The sequence below is a fragment of the Algirhabdus cladophorae genome (genome assembly GCF_044772865.1).
GTDB lineage: Bacteria > Pseudomonadota > Alphaproteobacteria > Rhodobacterales > Rhodobacteraceae > Algirhabdus > Algirhabdus cladophorae.
Genome location: NZ_CP173029.1, coordinates 2847437 through 2866121 on the forward strand (window position 1 = coordinate 2847437; position 18685 = coordinate 2866121).

The window sequence follows — 18685 nt, forward strand, 5'->3', positions numbered from 1 at the left end:
GATAATTCTATGAAGATCAAGCAGGTCCGAACCGGTTTGTGACATCAATATGTGTTCAAATCTTGGCAAGTTTTAATGAGCTTGCGCCCAGTTCGGCCCCTCACCCGCATCGACAATCAGTGGCACGTCCAGTTTCACGACAGGGTCTGCAGCATTCTCCATGATATTTCTAACGGCAGAGATAACCTGTTCTTGCGCGCCTTCTTCAACCTCGAACAAAAGTTCATCGTGGACCTGAAGGAGCATTTTACAGGGCAAATCGGCTATGGCGTCGGGCATGCGGATCATCGCGCGGCGGATCACATCGGCGGCAGTGCCTTGGATCGGGGCATTGATTGCAGCGCGTTTGGCAAAGCCAGCACGCGGCCCTTTGGCGTTCATCTCGGGGGTGTGGATTTTGCGACCAAACAGGGTTTGAACAAATTCATGTTCTTTGGCAAAGGCGATCGTGTCGTCCATATACGTTTTGATACCCGGAAACCGTTCAAAGTAGCGATCGATAAATCCTTGCGCCTCGGCCCGTGGGATCCGCAGGTTGCGGGCCAGACCGAACCCTGAGATGCCATAGATCACCCCAAAGTTAATCGCCTTGGCTTGGCGGCGCACGTCTGGCGTCATCTCTTCCAATGGTACATTGAACATTTCAGAGGCCGTCATGGCATGGATGTCCAACCCGTCGTGAAACGCCTGTTTGAGGGCGGGGATATCGGCCATATGGGCCAGAATGCGCAACTCAATCTGGCTATAATCCAAGGCGATCAAGGTCTTGCCCTCTTCGGCCACAAAGGCTTCACGGATCCGGCGCCCCTCTTCTGAACGGATCGGAATGTTCTGCAAATTCGGGTCCGAGCTGGCCATTCGACCTGTGCTGGCGCCGGATTGAACATAGGAGGTGTGCACGCGACCTGTGTCGGGGTTGATGTGGTCCTGCAGCGCGTCAGTGTAGGTCGATTTCAGCTTGCTCAACTGACGCCAATCCAGAACGCGACCGGGCAATTCATGTTCTGTCGCAAGGTCCTCAAGAACATCTGCACCGGTGGCATAAGCCCCTGTTTTTCCCTTTTTGCCGCCAGGAAGCTCTAGTTTGTCAAACAGGATTTCACCAAGCTGCTTGGGCGAACCCACGTTGAAGGACTGTCCTGCAAGTTCCTGGATTTCGGCCTCGAGGCCCGCCATTTTCTGGGCGAAGGCATTTGACATACGTGACAGCACATCGCGGTCCACTTTGATCCCGTGGCGTTCCATTTGGGCCAATACAGGAACCAAAGGCCGTTCCAGCGTCTCATAAACGCGGGTGACTTTGTTGACGTGCAGCTTTGGCTTGAACGCATGCCATAAACGCAGAGTTATGTCGGCATCTTCCGCAGCATAGCGCACCGCATCGTCGACCGGAACACGGTCGAACGTGATGGCTGATTTGCCAGTACCCAAAAGGGTTTTGATCGAGATCGGCGTGTGTCCTAGGTACCGCTCGGACAACCCATCCATACCGTGATTGTGCAGCCCTGCGTGCAGCGCATAAGACATCAACATGGTATCATCTATGGGGTGAATTGGTGCATCGTATCGGGCAAAAATCTTGGCGTCGTATTTCATATTTTGGCCAATTTTCACAATAGATGGATCCGCCATCATCGGCCTCAGCAGGGTAAGCGCCTCTTCCAGATCCATCTGGCCGTCGACTAGTTTATCGCTGCCAAAGAGGTCAGATGCCTCGCCCTCCTTGTGCGTAAGCGGAATGTAACAGGCATGGCCTGCGTCAACACACAGGCTAATCCCGACCAAATCAGCGCGCATATCGTCTAGGCCCGTGGTTTCGGTATCGATGGCCACAAAGCCGCGCTGATAAATGCGGCCAATCCATGTTTTCAAAGCCTCCGCATTGGTCACGCAATCATATTTTGCATCGGCGAACGCAACTTGATCCGGGGCATCCACATCAGACCCTGGCGCAGGCGCATCGGCTATCACAGGTGCTTCGACCTTAAGCGCTTCCGCGATGCGTTTGGTCAGGGTACGGAATTCCATTTCCGCCAAAAAGCCCATCAGGACGTCCGGCTCAGGGTCGCGGACCTCCAGATCATCAATGGTAAAGTCCAGCGGTGTGTTTTCGTCCAATTGAACCAGTTTCTTGGATAGCAGGATCTGCTCTTTGTTCTCAATCAGAGACTGGCGGCGCTTGGGTTGTTTGATCTCTTCTGCGCGCTCTAGCAGAGTTTCCAAGTCACCGTATTCATTAATCAAAAGGGCAGCTGTTTTGATCCCAATTCCGGGCGCGCCGGGCACGTTGTCAACGCTGTCCCCTGCTAAGGCCTGCACGTCGACCACACGGTTTGGGCCCACGCCAAATTTTTCTTCGACGCCCGCCACACCGATGCGATTGTTTTTCATCGCGTCGAACATCTCGACACCTTCGCCAACCAATTGCATCAAATCTTTGTCGCTGGAAATAATCGTGCAATTGCCCCCCAAAGCGCGGGCCTGCACCGCCAAGGTCGCAATGATATCATCGGCCTCATAGCCTTCGATTTCATGGCAGGCGATATTGAAAGCGCGGGTGGCATCGCGGGTCAATGGGATCTGTGGGCGCAAGTCCTCGGGCATGGCATCGCGATTGGCTTTGTATTGGTCATAAAGATCGTTGCGGAACGTGTGGCTGCCCTTGTCAAAGATGACGGCCACATGGGTCACATCGCCGCCCGCGTTGCCTTCAACATACCGCTGCAACATGTTGCAAAATCCCGACACGGCGCCAATGGGCAAACCATCAGATTTACGGGTTAAGGGCGGCAACGCATGGTAGGCGCGAAAGATAAACGCGGACCCGTCGATCAAGTGTAAATGGCACCCTTTGCCGAACGTCTCAGACATCTAATTTCCCCCACGGACCCGATAACATCCCATATGTGCCACGATCCTTGCAGGTCGACCAGAGATCAAATGCGAAAGACTGTCCGGTGTTCATAGTTTTGTAAGAGGATCGTGAAATATCCTTCACTCATGAAAGATACTCTTGATCCAAATCCCGCTTTTAGCACGGTGCAAACCCCCAACGCAGATCATGCCCGGGCAGAGGTTGTAGCGACAATTGGTCTGCTGCGGGACAACGGCGCCAGAATGACGGCCTATTTGCTGGCAGGCATGGCTGCACGCGACGAAACAGAACATGAGATCAGTACAGCCGGCCTACAACGCTGTTTGATGCCGGTCAAAATCGCGGTTGCCGCCCTTTTGGGCAATGATGCCGTTGAAGATCTTGATCCAAAGGCTTTGGAATGGATGCGTAACGAACTCAAAAAGGACGTGGAGTGTTTGAAGGCAACCAAAGCGCTGAGCCAATATTTAACACGCTTTTCAGAAAATATAGACACCGGTCAGCCTTGCGCGTTGGATGAGATTTTTGCCTCACTGGCGATTGTAAGGGATCAGTTCATCACCCCCTTCAATGCATTTATCGAACGCTTGCAAGACATCATGAAAAAAGACCGCGCTGCGCGCGTCGCACATATCCAAGAAAGCGCATCACGGGCGCGGCATGGTGTGGATCTGATTGGTGAAATTGCCCGCACGGTGCGCATGGTGTCGATTAATGCCCAGATTGAGGCTGCTCGCGCAGGCGACAACGGGCGTGCGTTCTCGATCATCGCTCAAGAAATCAACGCCCTTTCGGATGAGATTTCTCGCGTCGGCACGACGGTCAAGGACGGCTTATCCGACACTTTGGACTTTGCGTAATTAGGGAACCGGTCGATCAACAGATCCTCGAAGCGCAGGCTTAATCGACTGTGCCTTCAAAATCCCGATGCACATAACGCGTATCGCAGTAAGGGCACACAACCCAACCCACATCTTTGGGAATTTGTAGCCATACCCGCGGGTGACCACCACTGCCACCCCCGCCATCACAGGCTATCCGGTAGGCGTCTACAATTATCGTTTCTTGTGGCGCGCGTGTCATCGCTACATTCCTTGTTGCCTGAGGATAGACCGCAGCCTATGTCGCTGGGCAAGATACCAAACATGCCCGCACGGGCAAGGGCTTTGACGGGGTGGTAGGCAATGAATGCAATTGAAATTCGCGGTTTGCGCAAAACCTACGCGGCCCAAGGCAACCAAGCCCCCAAAGATGCGCTAAACGGCGTCGATCTGGACATACCGCAAGGCAGCATTTTTGGCCTTTTGGGGCCAAATGGTGCTGGCAAATCAACCTTGATCAATATTCTGGCCGGTTTGGTTTTAAAAACACAAGGTCAGGTCAAAATATGGGGCTTTGATCAAGACAGTAATCCGCGCCAATCACGGGCCAGTATCGGTGTTATGCCCCAGGAATTGCATTTGGATCCTTTTTTCAGCCCACGCGGGGCCTTGGAAATGCAAGCGGGTCTTTATGGTGTGGCGCGCGGCGACCGCCAAACCGATACGATTTTGCAGCTGATCGGCCTGTCGGACAAGGCTGATGCCCATGCCAGATCCCTCTCAGGCGGGATGCGCAGGCGGTTGTTGCTCGGCAAAGCACTGGTTCATAATCCACATGTCTTGGTTTTGGACGAACCGACGGCAGGCGTTGATATCGAGTTGCGCAATATGCTGTGGGCCAATGTGCGCAAGCTGAACGCGCAAGGCATGACCATCATTCTGACCACGCATTACTTGGAAGAAGCCCAAGAAATGTGTGACGAAATCGCCATCATTAACCATGGCGCCGTCGTGGTTCAGGACACAACGCAGAACCTGTTAGGACGGCTGGACAGTAAGACTCTCGTTATTCAACCCCAATCACCGCAGATACACGAATTTGAGCTGCCGACGGGTGTGCAATTCGATCGTGCCGATGACGGCACACTGGTTTTCTCCTATCGCCGTGGGCAGACCAGTGCCGAGGACATTTTGGGAATGGTGCGCGACGCAGGCGTCCGCATTGCGGATGTCAAAACCCAAGAGGCCGACCTTGAAGACGTGTTTTTGGACCTGACCCGCGCCTAGCCCTATTGGGTTTTTTGCAGCATTCTGCCCAATTCACGCCCGGCACAGATATGAACATGCAAATGCGGTACTTCTTGAACGCCATCGGTGCCTGCGTTTGAAATCATACGGTATCCGTTGCCCTCGTCCCCGGGGCAGATCTCCAAAATATCGCAAACCGCAGAAATAGTGCGGGTGAAATCCACAATTTCGGTGTCTGATGCTTCAGCAGCGAAATGGTCGTAGTTCACGTATTTGCCTTTCGGGATCACCAAAACATGGTGCGGTGCTTGGGGGTAGACATCGTTAAAGGCCAAGCTGTGCTGGCTTTCAAAAACAGTTGTATTGGGAATTTCGCCACGCAGAATTTTAGCAAAAATATTTTCGTCGTCATACACATAGGCCATTGGACCGCCCCTTAGTCAGTGAACAAATGTTCGGTCGCAGCGATATCTCGGGCGACCTCTTCTGGGATCGACAAAAATTCGGCCAATGGCAAGGTATTTTCCTCGATCGAGGCAGATTCGCGCAAGCGGTAATGATTGGGGAAGTTTGCGTCGCGAATTCTGTCGCTTTCAAAAACCACGTCGTAACGGATCGTCGGAAGCAGTTGATCCAACGTTTCTTTCGAGGTCTTTTCGCCCGCCAACCCTACCCGTTTGGCATGGCCCAACAGGTATTCATCGGTAAAGTCGCACTCGACTTCCAACAGCTTGGTCTTGGAGCGATCCGAATAAAAGTCCTGCAACAGATCGATGTTTTCCGGATCAAGGCAGATGAGCAGGCGGTCGCTGTCGTTGTAATCAAACAGCATCCGCATCAAAGCGCGTCTATGGCGTGTACGTTTGCCCAACGTGGTCTGAATCCCACCCAAATCTGGCAGTGGCGTATCCTCTTCGCTGAACAGATATTCGATCATGGGCACATTGGTTTTTTGTTTCGCATGACCCAACAGACGTTTGGCCACATGCCATTTTTTGCACGCCACAATCATCAGTTCGCGCTCGCGGCCCAGCGACGATTCCGTTTCCCAAAACCGGGTGGCAAAGCGACGGCCGATACGGCCACGCCCGGTGAGAAACTTAAACAGGCTGCCGCCTTCGTTGGATATCTTGAACTCCACATCCTCGGCTGCATACAAGTCCCCCAAACGTTTTTTGAGGGTGATTGCCTGCGGACTGATTTTCCGCGCAAAAAGGAAATCCTGACTAAGCAGCAAATCATAATGGTCGTCATAAAATGTCACGGGCATCCCGTAATCCGTGAACAACAAAAACGTGAGTGTGCGCGTGTCGATCTCATTTTCTGGCACCAAGTGGCGGACAAGCGTTTGAAAAAACGTCTCGTCGGGGATCCATGTTGTGCGGAAAAAGCGCATCACGTCTTTGCGCTCGCGGGTGAAATTCAAGATCCATTCGATGGTCCGCCGCCGCAAGCACCACCACTGAGAGCCGATCATCACTTGGATATCCGCGGGAATTTTGCGGGTCATGCCCAGTTTTTGTTGCAAACGGTAGGATCCGTAAAACAAGGCCTTGTTTTCGCGCTCGTTGAAGTAGTGGCGGTAGATTAACCGCTCTTCCTTCATCCCGGTTTTAATCCAGTCGCTTTCAAAATAATCAAAGGACTCGATGTAATCCACATCATTGGCATCCAGAAAATCATGGGCATATTCAGCGGATTTGATCGCCATACAATCCCCTGACAGCATGTAAAAATGCGTGGCACGCGGAAATGCCGCCTCTGCGGCCTCAACCGCATAGAGCGTGGCCTGCACCAACGACCATTCACCCCAACCGCAATTGATCCGTTTTTTGGCGAAACAGACATTGGGATTATCGCCCAGTGCGGCCTTAATCTGTTTGAAATGTTCTGGATTGGCACTGGCGTCAAAATGGATCGCCATATGATCACCCACAGCCGTCAGTCGCCGCGCCTGAGCGATAATCGCGTCAGGATCCTTGTGGCACAGCAATATGAAGGCGATTTTTGCCATTTTAGAAACAAACTCGTTAGATTTAAGTCACTGTTGCAGATAGATAGCGTGAAGAGGCGTTGAATTTACAGCATTTCTTTGCTTTTTACAGGCAAGATATTGACCAGAGGTGACCAAATACCACCCAACTGGAGGAATGACGATGGGTTTTCCCGGAACTTGGATGACCGAGAGCGAAAGCGTGGTCTACCGCGTGGTGCCAAAATGTGCGTGCTCGACCATTGGTCAGATCATGTATTATTCCGACCAGGGCTCCTTTTTTGATGGGGATATCCATGACGCGTCGGGCGGTTTGCACAAATGGGCGCTGGACGACAGCCAGCCTGTGATCACCGAGAATGTGCGCGCCCACAAGTCCTATGCGTTCACGTGTGTGCGCAATCCGTATACGCGAATTTTGTCATCATTTTTTGATAAAATTTGCGGCATCCAGCGAAACGGCAAGCGGTATCGCGGGAATTTGGTGCCGCTGTTGGTGCAAAAATATGGGATCGAAGTAGGCGGGGACGACGGCAAACAAGAGTTTGATCAAATTCAGTCGTTTCGTAGGTTTTTGCTGTTTGCCCGTGACACCATTCGGTGGCGCCGCCCGATGGATCCCGACATTCACTGGTCGGCGATGTCCGGCCATGTGTCGACGTTCATCGTGAACGGTGGGCGCTATGACAATATCTTTTGGACAGAAGCCTTTAACGACGGCATGCAATCGGTTTTGGACAAGATCGAGACGCCCCATGCGGTAGATCTTTCAGCCATCCCACGGTTCAACGAAAGCGAAGGCCACGGGCCCAAGCGGGCCCATCCAGTTGAGGATTATTTCGACGATCTGTCCATGCATTTGGTCTATGAGATCTACAAACGGGATTTCAATCTGTTCAAATATGATTTTGAGAACCCAGGAAATAAAATGCCCATTGGAGAGATTGATCTGGACGAAGTTCATGCCAAGTTAGGCGATTAAAATCGCCTTGCCCCTGCGGGAGCGGGCGCGCGCCTGCGGCGCGCTGTGTCCTGAAGTGTTTGACGGAACATAAAGGGGCTCAGGCCGTGCCCCAGCCGCCGCCACCTGGGGTTTCAAGGATATATTTTCCGCCTTTGGGTAGGTCAATTTCATCATTGCCTTGCAGGTCGATGCGTTCGCCTGACACCACAGCATAGTTTTTCCCCACAGAACCCGGAGCACCGCCATCCACGCCAAAGGGTGGAATGATCCGGTGTGAGCAAAGGGTCGTGACGGTCACGGGTTCCAGGAAGGTCATTTCGCGGTAAGATCCATTGCCACCGCGCCACTGACCATTGCCGCCGGAGCCATGGCGGATGCAAAAGCTGTCGAGGCGCACTGGAAAGCGTTTTTCCAGCACCTCTGGATCTGTCATGCGGGTGTTGGTCATATGGGACTGCACCGCGTCGCAGCCCTGAAACCCCGGACCTGCACCAGTGCCACCCGCAATCGTTTCATAGTTCTGAAATTGCTCGTTTCCCCAGACAAAATTGTTCATCGTCGCTTGCGATCCGGCGATGACCCCCAGTGCTGCATAAAGCGCATTGCAGGCTGCTTGGCTGACTTCGGTGTTTCCTGCAATGACGGCTGCAGGATAAACCGGGTTCAGCATTGACCCATCAGGGACAATGATGTTGAGCGGCTTTAGGCAACCTTCGTTCAACGGGATATCTGCGCCGACCAATGTGCGAAACACATAAAGAACCACAGCCCGGCACACCGACAGAGGGGCGTTATAATTGCCTTGGTGTTGCGCGGAGGTGCCCGTGAAATCAATCGTCGCACTTTGACCATCGTCATGCACTGTCAGGGCCACTTTGATCACAGCGCCATGGTCCATTTCGTAGCTGTAGGATCCGTTTTGCAAGGTCCCGATGACGGCACGCACACTGGCCTCGGCGTTGTCTTGGACGTGGCCCATATAGGCGACCACCGCCTGAACGCCGAAGTTGGCCACAACATCTAAAAGGGCCTGACGCCCAGTTTCATTGGCCGCGACTTGCGCCTTAAGATCCGCCATGTTTTGGGAAATGTTCCGACACGGGTATGTTCCACTGGCCAGAGTGTCTGCAGCCTGCTGTTCCAAAAACACACCTTTGTCCACGAGGCGGACATTATCGATCAAAACACCCTCCTCATCGATATGGGTGCTGTCAGGCGGCGCAGATCCCGGGGTGCGGCCACCGATATCGGCATGATGGCCGCGAGAGCCGAGCCAAAACACCACTTCGCCCTCAACAAAAACCGGTGTGACTACAGTGACATCCGGCAAATGCGTGCCACCGTTGTAAGGCGAATTGAGCATAAAGGCGTCGCCTTCATGAATGGCGCCGGCGTTTTCGCGCATTACGGTTTTGATGCTGTCGGACATAGATCCCAGATGCACAGGCACATGTGGGGCGTTGGCCACCAGATCACCTGCGCTGTCGAAGATGGCGCAAGAAAAATCCAGACGTTCCTTGATGTTCACGGACCAACTGGTGTTGGCCAAAGTGGCCCCCATTTGATCAGCCACGGACATAAAGAGGTTGTTGAAAACCTCGAGCAGAACGGGATCTGCGTTTGTGCCAGCGGCCTTGGTGCGTTCGATTTTTTCGGTGCGCGTTAGGATTAAATTTCCAAACGCATCCACCTGTGCGGCCCAGCCCGGCTCAAGAACGGTTGTGCCGGTGGATTCGGTGATTACAGCCGGGCCTTGCACAGATGTGCCGGTTCCCATCTCAGCACGATCATAAAGCGGGACGTCGGCCCATTTACCATAATAGACAGGGATTTTTGCGACAATCGGTGCGGTTCGGTCGTGAATACCGGGGGATTGCACGTCGGCTGCTTGACCGATGGCTTCAACACTGAGTTGTTCAAATACAACTTCGCGTTCTGGCGATGCAAAGCCAAACCGCTGAATATGGGCCGCTTCAAAGGCCGCTGTCATCTCTGGGACCGTGCCGTATGCCACGTCCAAGGCTTGATGTGAGCCGTCATAGCGCAGATGCGCTCTTGTTTCGAAGTGGACTTGATCGACACCTTGGGCACGGACTTCGGCCTCGGCGTCTGCTTTTTGGCGGGTGATCACGGCTTGGGCTGCGTCGATATCTGACAAGGGCGCGTCAAATTGATTGTCGCGCAACGCCCGAATTTCGGCCAAGCCCATCCCGTAGGCTGACAAAACGCCAGCGAAGGGATGTAAAAACACTTCGGTCATGCCCAAAGCATCTGCCACCAGACAGGCATGCTGGCCACCTGCCCCGCCAAAACATTGCAACGTATATCCCGTCACATCATGGCCACGCTGAACGCTGATTTTCTTGATCGCGTTGGCCATATTATCCACGGCGATACGCAGGAAACCGGCGGCCATGTTTTCGGGTGTTTGCGGCGGTTGGCCTGTTTCAGCCGCAATCTCGTTGGATAGAGTTTGGAACTTTTGACGAACCACATCAACGTCCAGAGGTTGGTTGCCTTCAAGCCCGAAAACGGCTGGGAAGTGATCTGGATTCAATTTGCCCAACATCACGTTGCAGTCAGTAACGGTTAAGGGTCCACCGCGCCGGTAACAGGCCGGACCGGGATCAGCGCCGGCACTTTGAGGGCCGACCTGATAGCGCCCATCCTTGAACATACAGACAGAGCCGCCACCCGCTGCAACTGTGTGGATGTCCATCATGGGCGCACGCATTCGCACCCCTGCGACTTCGGTTTCAAAACTGCGCTCAAACCGCCCTGCAAAGTGGCTGACATCGGTCGAGGTGCCGCCCATGTCAAAACCGATGAGCTTGTTATGGCCCGCCACTTGCGCCGTTTTAACCATGCCAACGATCCCACCAGCGGGTCCGGACAAAATGGCATCTTTGCCTTGGAACAAGCCCGCATCGGTCAAACCACCACTGGATTGCATGAAAAGCAACGCGTCGCAGGCCCGTCCAATATCTAAAGCCGCGGCAACCTGATCCACGTAACGCCTCAAAATCGGCGACAAATAGGCATCTACCACGGTTGTGTCACCACGGCTGACCAGTTTGGCCAGACCGGACACATCGGATGACAGACTGATTTGGGAATAGCCGATCTCGCGGGCGATCTGTGCAATGGTTCGTTCGTGATCGGGATTAAGGTAGGCATGCAAAAACGCGATGGCCACGGACCGCGTACCACGGTCGTAAGCTGATTGCAGATCAAGGCGGGCCTGTTCGACGTCGAGGGCTGTAACCTCGGCACCGTCTGCATTCAGCCTGCCAGTGACTTCGGCCACTTGGGAATAGATTAAATCCGGCCGCTTTATTTCAAGGTCAAAGAGGCGGGGGCGATTTTGGTAGCCAATCTGCAAGAGATCCGCAAAGCCCTTGGTGATCAACAAGACAACGTCTTCACCCTTGCGTTCCAATAAGGCATTTGTAGCAACGGTTGTGCCCATTTTGACCGAACGGATCGCATTCGTTGGAAAGTCCTCGACCCCCATCACATCACGGATGCCTTGAACAGCGGCATCAGCATAGCGTTCTGGGTTTTCTGACAACAGCTTGTGAGTGATCAGGTCGCCGTCCGGGCTTTGCCCTACAATATCCGTAAAGGTGCCGCCGCGATCAATCCAGAATTCCCATTTTGCGTCGGTCATGATCTGCCCTTTGTTGTCAGCCCGATTAAATGGCGGGCTGGGGCAGGAATTGTCAATCAGCCTTGGCCCAAAATCCGTTGCTTGATCTTGGCCCAATTGACCACGCCCTTCCAAGCATCTTGGTACTTGAGGCTGTGATCGAACTTACCCGTCTTTAGAAAAGTAATAGTATGAGCCATCGTCATAGGGTTGAGCATCATATAAGTGTGGGTGACGGGCAAGACGATATGATCCGTCATCCCGTCCAAACGGGTGCTGGCAACCGAGACCTTGCCGTCATTCTCCCCACCGATAATGGCCGACGTCAGCGGGTTAAACGTAGTTTTTCCAGCAATGATCCCAACCTGATAATTGGGCGGCGGCAACTGGTTGGGGGCACTGTCTTGGGCTGTGCCCAATGATGTGCCAGCAGGTCCATTAATCCATTCAAACGGCGGGAAATCACCAAATACATCGACCAATTCCGAGCCCTGATTTGGCGGGGCCAACATAACAACGCGGCCTAGGTTTTCGGGGCGATTTTCCGCCAGCCACATCCGAACTAAGATGCCGCCCATGGAATGGGTTACGAAATGCACCTTGGCATTGCCGCATTGGGCCACGGCCTTGGGGATTGCATCGGTCAAGTCTTGGATGGGGGCCTTGGTTGAGGGATACCCTTGGTTTACAGTGGCAAATCCTGCATCGGCGACGACGTTTTCCATGACCGACAGCGAGGCTTCGGTTCGGGCCAATCCATGAAGGAAAACAACACATTCTGCTTGCGCCATGGCAGGCCAGCCCAATCCAAATATCAAAGCAATAGTTCGTAAAACCATACCAACCACCTAAGCCGTGACAACTGCTATAAAAGGTCAGGATAACCCGACCCTGCGTTAAATCGGTAAAAACATCATTTTGCACACGTATTCAAAAAACCCTTGCCTGCGACGAAATGTACTGGTTCACTGTGTCTAGCTATTACCGGAGAAACCACATGACCCCCGCCGAAATGGAGACCCGCATCGTTCGATACGGTGATCTTATGCCTTGCAAAACTGCCTTTATCGACGCTCATACCCCCGGCAGTGACCAAAAGGAAAACTTCACAATCATTGGTGGTGGTGTCTCGGAAAGTGCCGATCAACATGTGCATATCAAAGACACACCCGGGTTTAACATTGGGGCCGCAGGTCAACCGCCACGGTGTCGCAATTCCTTGCATACGCATTCTACAGCCGAAGTTTTCTTTGTTCTGTCAGGCACGTGGCGCTTTTTTTGGGGCCGTTGGGGCGATGCTGGCGAGGTGACCCTTGAACAAGGCGACATCTTTAACATCCCCACAGGCATTTTCCGTGGCTTTGAAAATATTGGCACGGACTACGGAATGATTATGGCTATCTTGGGCGGCGATGATGCGGGCGGAGGCGTTTTGTGGGCGCCGCAAGTGATCCAAGACGCCGCCGATCACGGATTGGTTCTGGCCGAGACGGGCAAGCTTTATGACACCAAACAGGGCCAAGTATTGCCAGAAGGCCTCAAGCCGATGCCGTTGATGGCCGAGGACATTCTGGCCCAAATGCCTGAACCCAGCACGCTGGACGTGGTGCCGCATTATGTGGCGCGCTATTGGGATATGGTCGCTTTAGCAGACAAACAGCCTGCCAAAGTCATCGGCGATCAAGCAATGCTGCAGGACAGACCCGGATTTGACGTCGACTTTCTAACCCGTGGCTCGATACCTGCGGACGCCTATGCCTATGACGGGCACGAAGTGCTGATGCCGGTGCGCGGACACTGGCGTCTGAACTATGATGGCGGCAGCAGCGTGCTAAACGCGGGCGATACATGTGCGGTTCCGCCCGGAGTGATTCGTAGTCTGACCCCTGCGATGACGGGCCATGCCAGCCTCTACCGCGTTCGATCTAACGATGATCCTGCTGGGCCAACCCAGCCGCACTAATCAGCTGGGACCGACTTGTGTACACGCGTGGTTGCGGGCAGCCAGTCTGCGGCAAGCCAATTCAGCAGTTTCGCGGGTCATTCCTGTGAACAAGGCGTCATAGCCGCGCGAGGTCTTGGAGACTTTGCGTAGCGAGCCGTCCAATGTGTTCATCTCGGTCAGGGCAGTTTTCAGCAAAACCCGTTCCGCTGCATAGCGTGACCCGTAGCGGCCTACATTGATGCCCCAGTGTTTTTTGCCAGTGCCCGCGACCCGGCGCACGACCTTTTGAACCGCTGGCTGTGGGGCCACGGGTTTGACGGATGCTTGCAAAAGCTTCGCAGGGCGGGCTTTGGGTTTAACAGTCTTGCGCTCTGTATTTTCCACAAGGCTAAGACCTGAGGCCGATCCAGACACCTGCGGTTCCGGTGTTGGCACGACCGCCTGAACCGTGCTGGCCTCGGCGATTGCCTGTTTGACTATTTCGTTCATGGCAATGATCACATCTGATTGTGGTGCATCATCAGTGGGTGTCGTCACAACGGTGCGGGCTTTGGGGCGCAGACTGCGTTTGACAGCGGTCAAAAGACGAATGGTCTTGCCCGCCTTAGGCTTGCCATCAGATCCGATATTGGGGGCAACCTCGGCAATGTATTGCGGCGGTTTGGGTTTGCGCACTGGCGCTTTGCCCGGTGCACGACGGAAGCCCAAATCCAAAAGTTCGGCCACCTTTGCATTTCGTGTCGCCGTTGAACGGCCCCCGAACACAGTTGCGATGATGCGTTTGTTGCCCCGCTCGGCCGAGGCCACAAGGTTAAAGCCAGCCGCCCGCGTGTATCCAGTTTTGATGCCGTCAGCCCCACGGTAGTTGGCCAAAAGGCGGCGGTTGGTGTTTGGAACCACCTTTAGCCCTGCATCAATCGAAGAGCGCGAAAAGAGGTGATAGTAGTCGTTGTAATCATAAAACAGCCGCCGACCCAAAGTGGTCATGTCCCGCGCAGTGGACATATGGCCCGTTTCCGTCAGGCCATGGGCGTTCTTGAACGTGGTCCGGCCCATTCCGATTGCTTTGGCGGTGCGGTTCATGCGCCGTGCAAAGGCCGCCTCTGATCCTGACACCGCCTCGCCCAGCGCTGTGGCCGCGTCATTGGCTGATTTTACGGCAGCGGCACGGATCAGATAACGCAATTGGATGCGAGAGCCTGCTTTGAGGCCCAGTTTCGAGGGGGGCTCGGCTGCGGCACGTTTGGAGATTTTGATGCGTTGATCCAACGACAATTCCCCGCGACGAACAGCCTCGAACACCACATAAAGGGTCATCATCTTGGTCAGCGATGCAGGATGCAAGCGCGTGTCGGCATTGCGTGAATGCAAAACCTCGCCGGAACGGGCATCAATCACCATAGCTGCATAGGGGGCAGCCACGGTTTGAACGGGCCCCAAGGCCACAAGCACAACAATGGTGACAACAAATAGGGATTTCAGGCACTGCCATGCCTGTTCGCAAATGCGTTTCATAATACTCTGCCTCATGCCGCCCTCTTTTGGGGCTGACTTATGATTTATTGGAAAGACCGTACCACAGCGTCGATTCTCAGAAAACACCTTATTTTCAATAAGTTTTCAGTATTTTCCAAAGGCCGTTACGACATCTAGTAGGTACTTTTACCACAAACCCAACATGGGCAATTGTGGCAGAATTGTGTCACGGCCCGCAGCGCATCATCCCCATGATCCCAATGGCACAAATCGGTTCTGGTAACCCTTGGTTCAAAGCATTCTGCAAGCCCCCCCCTTTTCACCGCAGGTCTGAGCGATATATATCAAAGCATCGCAACCCCGCCAAAAAGCAGAATCTGTCCCCTATGACCCAAATCCCTTTTACCCTGTCAGACCGCAAGGACGACGACCGCGAAAGTGATATCGGCGTTGCATTGGAAACCCGGCCCAAAACCAAGCGGCCCCCAATGTATAAAGTGATGATCCTGAACGACGACTATACACCCATGGAATTTGTGGTGCATGTCCTCGAGCGGTTCTTTGGCATGACCCACGAGCAATCTTTTGAATTGATGCTGACTGTGCACAAAAAGGGCTTGGCCGTGGTTGGCGTGTTTTCGTTCGAGATTGCCGAGACCAAAGTCAGCCAAGTGATGGATTTCGCCCAACGTCACCAGCATCCACTGCAATGCACAATGGAAAAAGAATAGTCAGGGCCCTGCTGTGTCGTCCCGATTGTCTCTTGCCGCGCAGAGCGGCCTCTTTGCTTTGCCAGTTGCAGGGCGGGTTTGCGTCTACGCCCCAAACGCTGAAACCGATCTAAGTCTCTTTGACAAAGAGCAAACCGATCTAATTGTCAGCTTTTACCCCGATGCCACACAATTTGCTGCTGCTGGTTGGACCGTAGTCCAGAAACCAGAGGGCCCCTATGCAGCGGCAGTTGTGATCTTGCCGCGTTCCAAAACCTACGCAAAAGCACTGCTGGCAGATGCAAACACCCAAACCACCGGCCAGATCGTGGTGGATGGTGGCAAAACAGATGGCATCGATAGTTTGCTCAAGGCGTGCAAAAGCCTGTGTGATGTCAGCCCCGCCTTTTCGAAAGCCCACGGAAAAACCTTTGTCGTGGCCCCCGGGGCCGATTTAGGCCAATGGGCCGAACCTGAGCCGCCCACCGGCAAAATCGACGGGTTTGTCACGCGCCCGGGTGTGTTTTCAGCCGAGAAAATAGATGCAGGATCAGCAGCCCTCGTGGCCGAACTGCCTAAGCTACTCGGCGCTCATGTCATTGATCTTGGGGCGGGATGGGGATTTTTGTCAGCATCGATCTTGACCCATCCCGAGGTTCAAGAACTGCATTTGGTTGAGGCCGATGCCCGCGCGCTAGACTGCGCACGGCGCAATATTGACGATCCGCGCGCCCAGTTTCATTGGGCCGATGCGCGCCAGTATCAGCCCAAAGCCTTGGCCGATTGCGTCATCACCAATCCACCGTTTCACACAGGCCGCAAAGGCGACCCTGACCTTGGCAAAGCCTTTATCGCGGCAGCAGCAAAACTGCTAAAGCCATCTGGGCACTTATTGATTGTCGCCAACCGGCATCTGCCATACGAGACCACCCTCCAAGAGCTGTTCAAAACGGGTCAAGAATTGGACGGAACACGCGGATTTAAGGTCCTGCATGCACGTAACCCTCGCCGACTTCGCTAATATTGCGTAGCTTGCGCAACAGAATCATCTAAGGGCGCTGACCTCAATGTCGTTTTCTATCCAAGGTAAAACTGCGATTGTCACAGGGGCTGCCAACGGTGTTGGTCTGGCCATCGGGCGTCAATTCGTGGACGCAGGCGCCAATGTTGTCTTTGCGGATATGGACGAAGATCGCCTGACCCAAGAAGTCGGGGAACTGGTTGGTGATGACACCCAAGCCCGGATATTTGCGGGGGACTTGCGGGAAAAATTGACCCAAGCCAACCTTTTGTCCGCTACGCTTGATGCGTTTGATCAAGTCGACATTTTGGTGAACGCGTCACGGCAAGTTATCCATTCGGATCCATTGAACGACGAAGACGATGCAGTTGAAATGCTGCTGCAACAAAACCTGATGACCAGCCTGCGCATGACGCAGCTCATTTCCAAACGCATGATCAAGCAGGGCAAAGATCAGGAAACCGGTGGTTTAGGCAGTATCGTGAATTTGTCTTCGATTGCGGCGACACACACTCACGCTGACCTGTTGGCTTATTCCATTAGCTCCGCGGCGCTTGATCAAATGACCCGGTCCATGGCTGTGGCCCTCGCCCCACACCGTATCCGCGTGAACGCCGTGGGCTTTGGTGGGGTGATGAGTGCCTCGCTCAAGCAACTTCTCAAAGAACACCCCGACTACCGTGACGAGATAAAAGCAATCACCCCCCTTAGCCGCATCGCTGCCCCGTCCGAAGTGGCTGATGCGGTTCAATTCCTGGCCTCTGATGGGGCTGGGTTCGTAACGGGCCAGATCATGACCGTAGACGGCGGGCGGACATTGCTGGATCCAGTGGCCGCACCTGCACATTAACCCACCCAATTGACGAACAACGGCGTTCGTATTCGGCGTCCTTTTGACGACGTGAGACTGGCCCCGCGCAAAATGTGCTGCTAGACTTGTGTCAACATTGAAGGACACTTGAAATGACTGAACACTTTGACACTCGCAAAGCCCAGGCCTCGGCTTGGTTTCGGCAATTGCGCGACGATATTGTTGCTGAATTTAACGCTTTGGAAGCCCGTCAAACCAAAGGCCCTACCGCTGATATGGCACAAGGTACATTTGAAGTGACCGAAACCAAACGCACTTCTGACGATGGCAGCGACGCAGGTGGCGGGCTGATGTCTGTGATGCGGGGTGGGCGCGTGTTTGAAAAAGTCGGTGTCAACATTTCAACCGTTTTCGGCACTTTGGGCGAGCGTGCGCAGATGGCCATGGCCGCGCGCAAAGGTATTCCCGGAATGAAAGATGATCCGCGTTTCTGGGCAGCGGGCATTAGTCTAGTGGCGCATATGCAAAACCCCCACGCCCCGTCTGTCCATATGAACACACGTATGTTTTGGACGCCGCACGCATGGTGGTTCGGCGGTGGTTCTGATCTAAACCCTTGCATCGAATATGATGAAGACACCACGCATTTCCATCAAACCCAAAAAGAGCATCTGGACCCACACGGCACGCACTTGCATCCAAAACTCAAAGACTGGGCTGACGAATACTTTTATGTTCCCCATCGGCATCGCGCCCGTGGCGTTGGCGGTATTTTCATGGATGATCACTGTACTGGCGACTGGGACAAGGATTTTGCCCTGACCCAAGACATTGGTCGCGCTTTTGTGCCGGCCTATGTGCCCTTGGTGGACAAACGCCGTGACACCCCATGGACCGAAGCGGACAAGGACACCCAATTGCGCCATCGCGGCCTCTATGCAGAATATAATCTGGTCTATGATCGCGGTACAAAGTTCGGGCTGGAAACAGGTCATGACGCGAACGCAGTTTTGATGAGCCTGCCGCCACTGGCCAAATGGTACTGACCCAAGGTTTCGGGATCGCCTGAACAAAAGCCGTGGACAAACAGATCGAACTTGCCAATGGTGAGAGACATGTGGGGGGAGAGTTCACATGTCATCTAAATCCAATTCTTCTTTGGAAGCCAAAGC

Annotated in this window: 15 protein-coding genes; 8 read left to right on the forward strand and 7 right to left on the reverse strand. The window is 53.9% G+C overall.

Annotated elements, in window-relative coordinates; all coding sequences use genetic code 11:
* Positions 1-72 precede the first annotated feature (72 nt).
* The gene (gene polA / locus ACIRQ6_RS13755) at positions 73-2871 is read right to left on the reverse strand and encodes a DNA polymerase I (protein WP_420861176.1); all 2799 of its coding nucleotides are present in this window, start codon (positions 2869-2871) and stop codon (positions 73-75) included.
* 129 nt (positions 2872-3000) lie between these two features.
* Here polA and ACIRQ6_RS13760 point away from each other — a divergent pair, with 129 nt between their 5' ends.
* Positions 3001-3735: a methyl-accepting chemotaxis protein gene (locus tag ACIRQ6_RS13760; protein WP_420861177.1), complete on the forward strand. Its 735-nt coding sequence runs from the start codon at positions 3001-3003 to the stop codon at positions 3733-3735.
* A gap of 40 nt (positions 3736-3775) precedes the next feature.
* Here the strand turns inward: ACIRQ6_RS13760 and ACIRQ6_RS13765 are convergent, their stop codons facing one another.
* Positions 3776-3958, reverse strand: a complete 183-nt coding sequence (locus ACIRQ6_RS13765; RefSeq protein WP_420861178.1) for a zinc-finger domain-containing protein — start codon at positions 3956-3958, stop codon at positions 3776-3778.
* A 101-nt stretch (positions 3959-4059) separates the two neighbouring features.
* On the opposite strand from ACIRQ6_RS13765, the gene ACIRQ6_RS13770 reads away from it, so the two are divergent.
* Positions 4060-4983, forward strand: a complete 924-nt coding sequence (locus tag ACIRQ6_RS13770; RefSeq protein WP_420861179.1) for an ABC transporter ATP-binding protein — start codon at positions 4060-4062, stop codon at positions 4981-4983.
* Positions 4984-4985: 2 nt separating this feature from the next.
* Here the strand turns inward: ACIRQ6_RS13770 and ACIRQ6_RS13775 are convergent, their stop codons facing one another.
* Both ACIRQ6_RS13775 and ACIRQ6_RS13780 read right to left on the reverse strand, forming a co-directional pair.
* Positions 4986-5369: an HIT domain-containing protein gene (locus ACIRQ6_RS13775; protein ID WP_420861180.1), complete on the reverse strand. Its 384-nt coding sequence runs from the start codon at positions 5367-5369 to the stop codon at positions 4986-4988.
* An 11-nt stretch (positions 5370-5380) separates the two neighbouring features.
* Positions 5381-6958 carry a DUF5928 domain-containing protein gene (locus tag ACIRQ6_RS13780; protein WP_420861181.1) on the reverse strand — a complete coding sequence of 526 codons (1578 nt, stop codon included), beginning with the start codon at positions 6956-6958 and terminating at the stop codon, positions 5381-5383.
* A 142-nt stretch (positions 6959-7100) separates the two neighbouring features.
* Between ACIRQ6_RS13780 and ACIRQ6_RS13785 the strand changes: the two genes are divergently transcribed.
* Positions 7101-7919 carry a sulfotransferase family protein gene (locus ACIRQ6_RS13785; RefSeq protein WP_420861182.1) on the forward strand — a complete coding sequence of 273 codons (819 nt, stop codon included), beginning with the start codon at positions 7101-7103 and terminating at the stop codon, positions 7917-7919.
* A 79-nt stretch (positions 7920-7998) separates the two neighbouring features.
* Here ACIRQ6_RS13785 and ACIRQ6_RS13790 read toward each other — a convergent pair whose 3' ends face one another.
* Both ACIRQ6_RS13790 and ACIRQ6_RS13795 read right to left on the reverse strand, forming a co-directional pair.
* The gene (locus ACIRQ6_RS13790; RefSeq protein ID WP_420861183.1) at positions 7999-11571 is read right to left on the reverse strand and encodes a hydantoinase B/oxoprolinase family protein; all 3573 of its coding nucleotides are present in this window, start codon (positions 11569-11571) and stop codon (positions 7999-8001) included.
* Positions 11572-11627: 56 nt separating this feature from the next.
* Positions 11628-12389: an esterase/lipase family protein gene (locus tag ACIRQ6_RS13795; protein ID WP_420861184.1), complete on the reverse strand. Its 762-nt coding sequence runs from the start codon at positions 12387-12389 to the stop codon at positions 11628-11630.
* Between the two features lie 158 nt (positions 12390-12547).
* On the opposite strand from ACIRQ6_RS13795, the gene ACIRQ6_RS13800 reads away from it, so the two are divergent.
* The gene (locus ACIRQ6_RS13800) at positions 12548-13513 is read left to right on the forward strand and encodes a cupin domain-containing protein (protein WP_420861185.1); all 966 of its coding nucleotides are present in this window, start codon (positions 12548-12550) and stop codon (positions 13511-13513) included.
* Here the strand turns inward: ACIRQ6_RS13800 and ACIRQ6_RS13805 are convergent, their stop codons facing one another.
* Positions 13514-14896: a D-alanyl-D-alanine carboxypeptidase family protein gene (locus ACIRQ6_RS13805; protein WP_420863911.1), complete on the reverse strand. Its 1383-nt coding sequence runs from the start codon at positions 14894-14896 to the stop codon at positions 13514-13516. It lies immediately after the preceding gene.
* Between the two features lie 461 nt (positions 14897-15357).
* Here ACIRQ6_RS13805 and clpS point away from each other — a divergent pair, with 461 nt between their 5' ends.
* From clpS to hemF, 4 genes are all read left to right on the forward strand, one after another.
* Entirely contained in the window at positions 15358-15702 is a 345-nt protein-coding gene (clpS, locus tag ACIRQ6_RS13810; protein ID WP_420861186.1) for an ATP-dependent Clp protease adapter ClpS, read from the forward strand.
* A gap of 13 nt (positions 15703-15715) precedes the next feature.
* Entirely contained in the window at positions 15716-16702 is a 987-nt protein-coding gene (locus ACIRQ6_RS13815; protein WP_420861187.1) for a class I SAM-dependent methyltransferase, read from the forward strand.
* A 46-nt stretch (positions 16703-16748) separates the two neighbouring features.
* Positions 16749-17552: an SDR family NAD(P)-dependent oxidoreductase gene (locus ACIRQ6_RS13820; protein WP_420861188.1), complete on the forward strand. Its 804-nt coding sequence runs from the start codon at positions 16749-16751 to the stop codon at positions 17550-17552.
* A 113-nt stretch (positions 17553-17665) separates the two neighbouring features.
* Entirely contained in the window at positions 17666-18559 is an 894-nt protein-coding gene (gene hemF, locus ACIRQ6_RS13825) for an oxygen-dependent coproporphyrinogen oxidase (RefSeq protein ID WP_420861189.1), read from the forward strand.
* Positions 18560-18685 lie beyond the last annotated feature (126 nt).

What these genes read in the sequence shown, in the direction of transcription:
- ACIRQ6_RS13785 (WP_420861182.1), top strand. Translation starts at nt 7,101, where the DNA reads ATGGGTTTTCCCGGAACTTGGATGACCGAGAGCGAAAGCGTGGTCTAC.
- ACIRQ6_RS13780 (WP_420861181.1), bottom strand. Translation starts at nt 6,958, where the DNA reads ATGGCAAAAATCGCCTTCATATTGCTGTGCCACAAGGATCCTGACGCG.
- ACIRQ6_RS13770 (WP_420861179.1), top strand. Translation starts at nt 4,060, where the DNA reads ATGAATGCAATTGAAATTCGCGGTTTGCGCAAAACCTACGCGGCCCAA.
- ACIRQ6_RS13795 (WP_420861184.1), bottom strand. Translation starts at nt 12,389, where the DNA reads ATGGTTTTACGAACTATTGCTTTGATATTTGGATTGGGCTGGCCTGCC.
- clpS (WP_420861186.1), top strand. Translation starts at nt 15,358, where the DNA reads ATGACCCAAATCCCTTTTACCCTGTCAGACCGCAAGGACGACGACCGC.
- ACIRQ6_RS13790 (WP_420861183.1), bottom strand. Translation starts at nt 11,571, where the DNA reads ATGACCGACGCAAAATGGGAATTCTGGATTGATCGCGGCGGCACCTTT.
- ACIRQ6_RS13775 (WP_420861180.1), bottom strand. Translation starts at nt 5,369, where the DNA reads ATGGCCTATGTGTATGACGACGAAAATATTTTTGCTAAAATTCTGCGT.
- hemF (WP_420861189.1), top strand. Translation starts at nt 17,666, where the DNA reads ATGACTGAACACTTTGACACTCGCAAAGCCCAGGCCTCGGCTTGGTTT.
- ACIRQ6_RS13805 (WP_420863911.1), bottom strand. Translation starts at nt 14,896, where the DNA reads ATGGTGATTGATGCCCGTTCCGGCGAGGTTTTGCATTCACGCAATGCC.
- polA (WP_420861176.1), bottom strand. Translation starts at nt 2,871, where the DNA reads ATGTCTGAGACGTTCGGCAAAGGGTGCCATTTACACTTGATCGACGGG.
- ACIRQ6_RS13760 (WP_420861177.1), top strand. Translation starts at nt 3,001, where the DNA reads ATGAAAGATACTCTTGATCCAAATCCCGCTTTTAGCACGGTGCAAACC.
- ACIRQ6_RS13765 (WP_420861178.1), bottom strand. Translation starts at nt 3,958, where the DNA reads ATGACACGCGCGCCACAAGAAACGATAATTGTAGACGCCTACCGGATA.
- ACIRQ6_RS13800 (WP_420861185.1), top strand. Translation starts at nt 12,548, where the DNA reads ATGACCCCCGCCGAAATGGAGACCCGCATCGTTCGATACGGTGATCTT.
- ACIRQ6_RS13820 (WP_420861188.1), top strand. Translation starts at nt 16,749, where the DNA reads ATGTCGTTTTCTATCCAAGGTAAAACTGCGATTGTCACAGGGGCTGCC.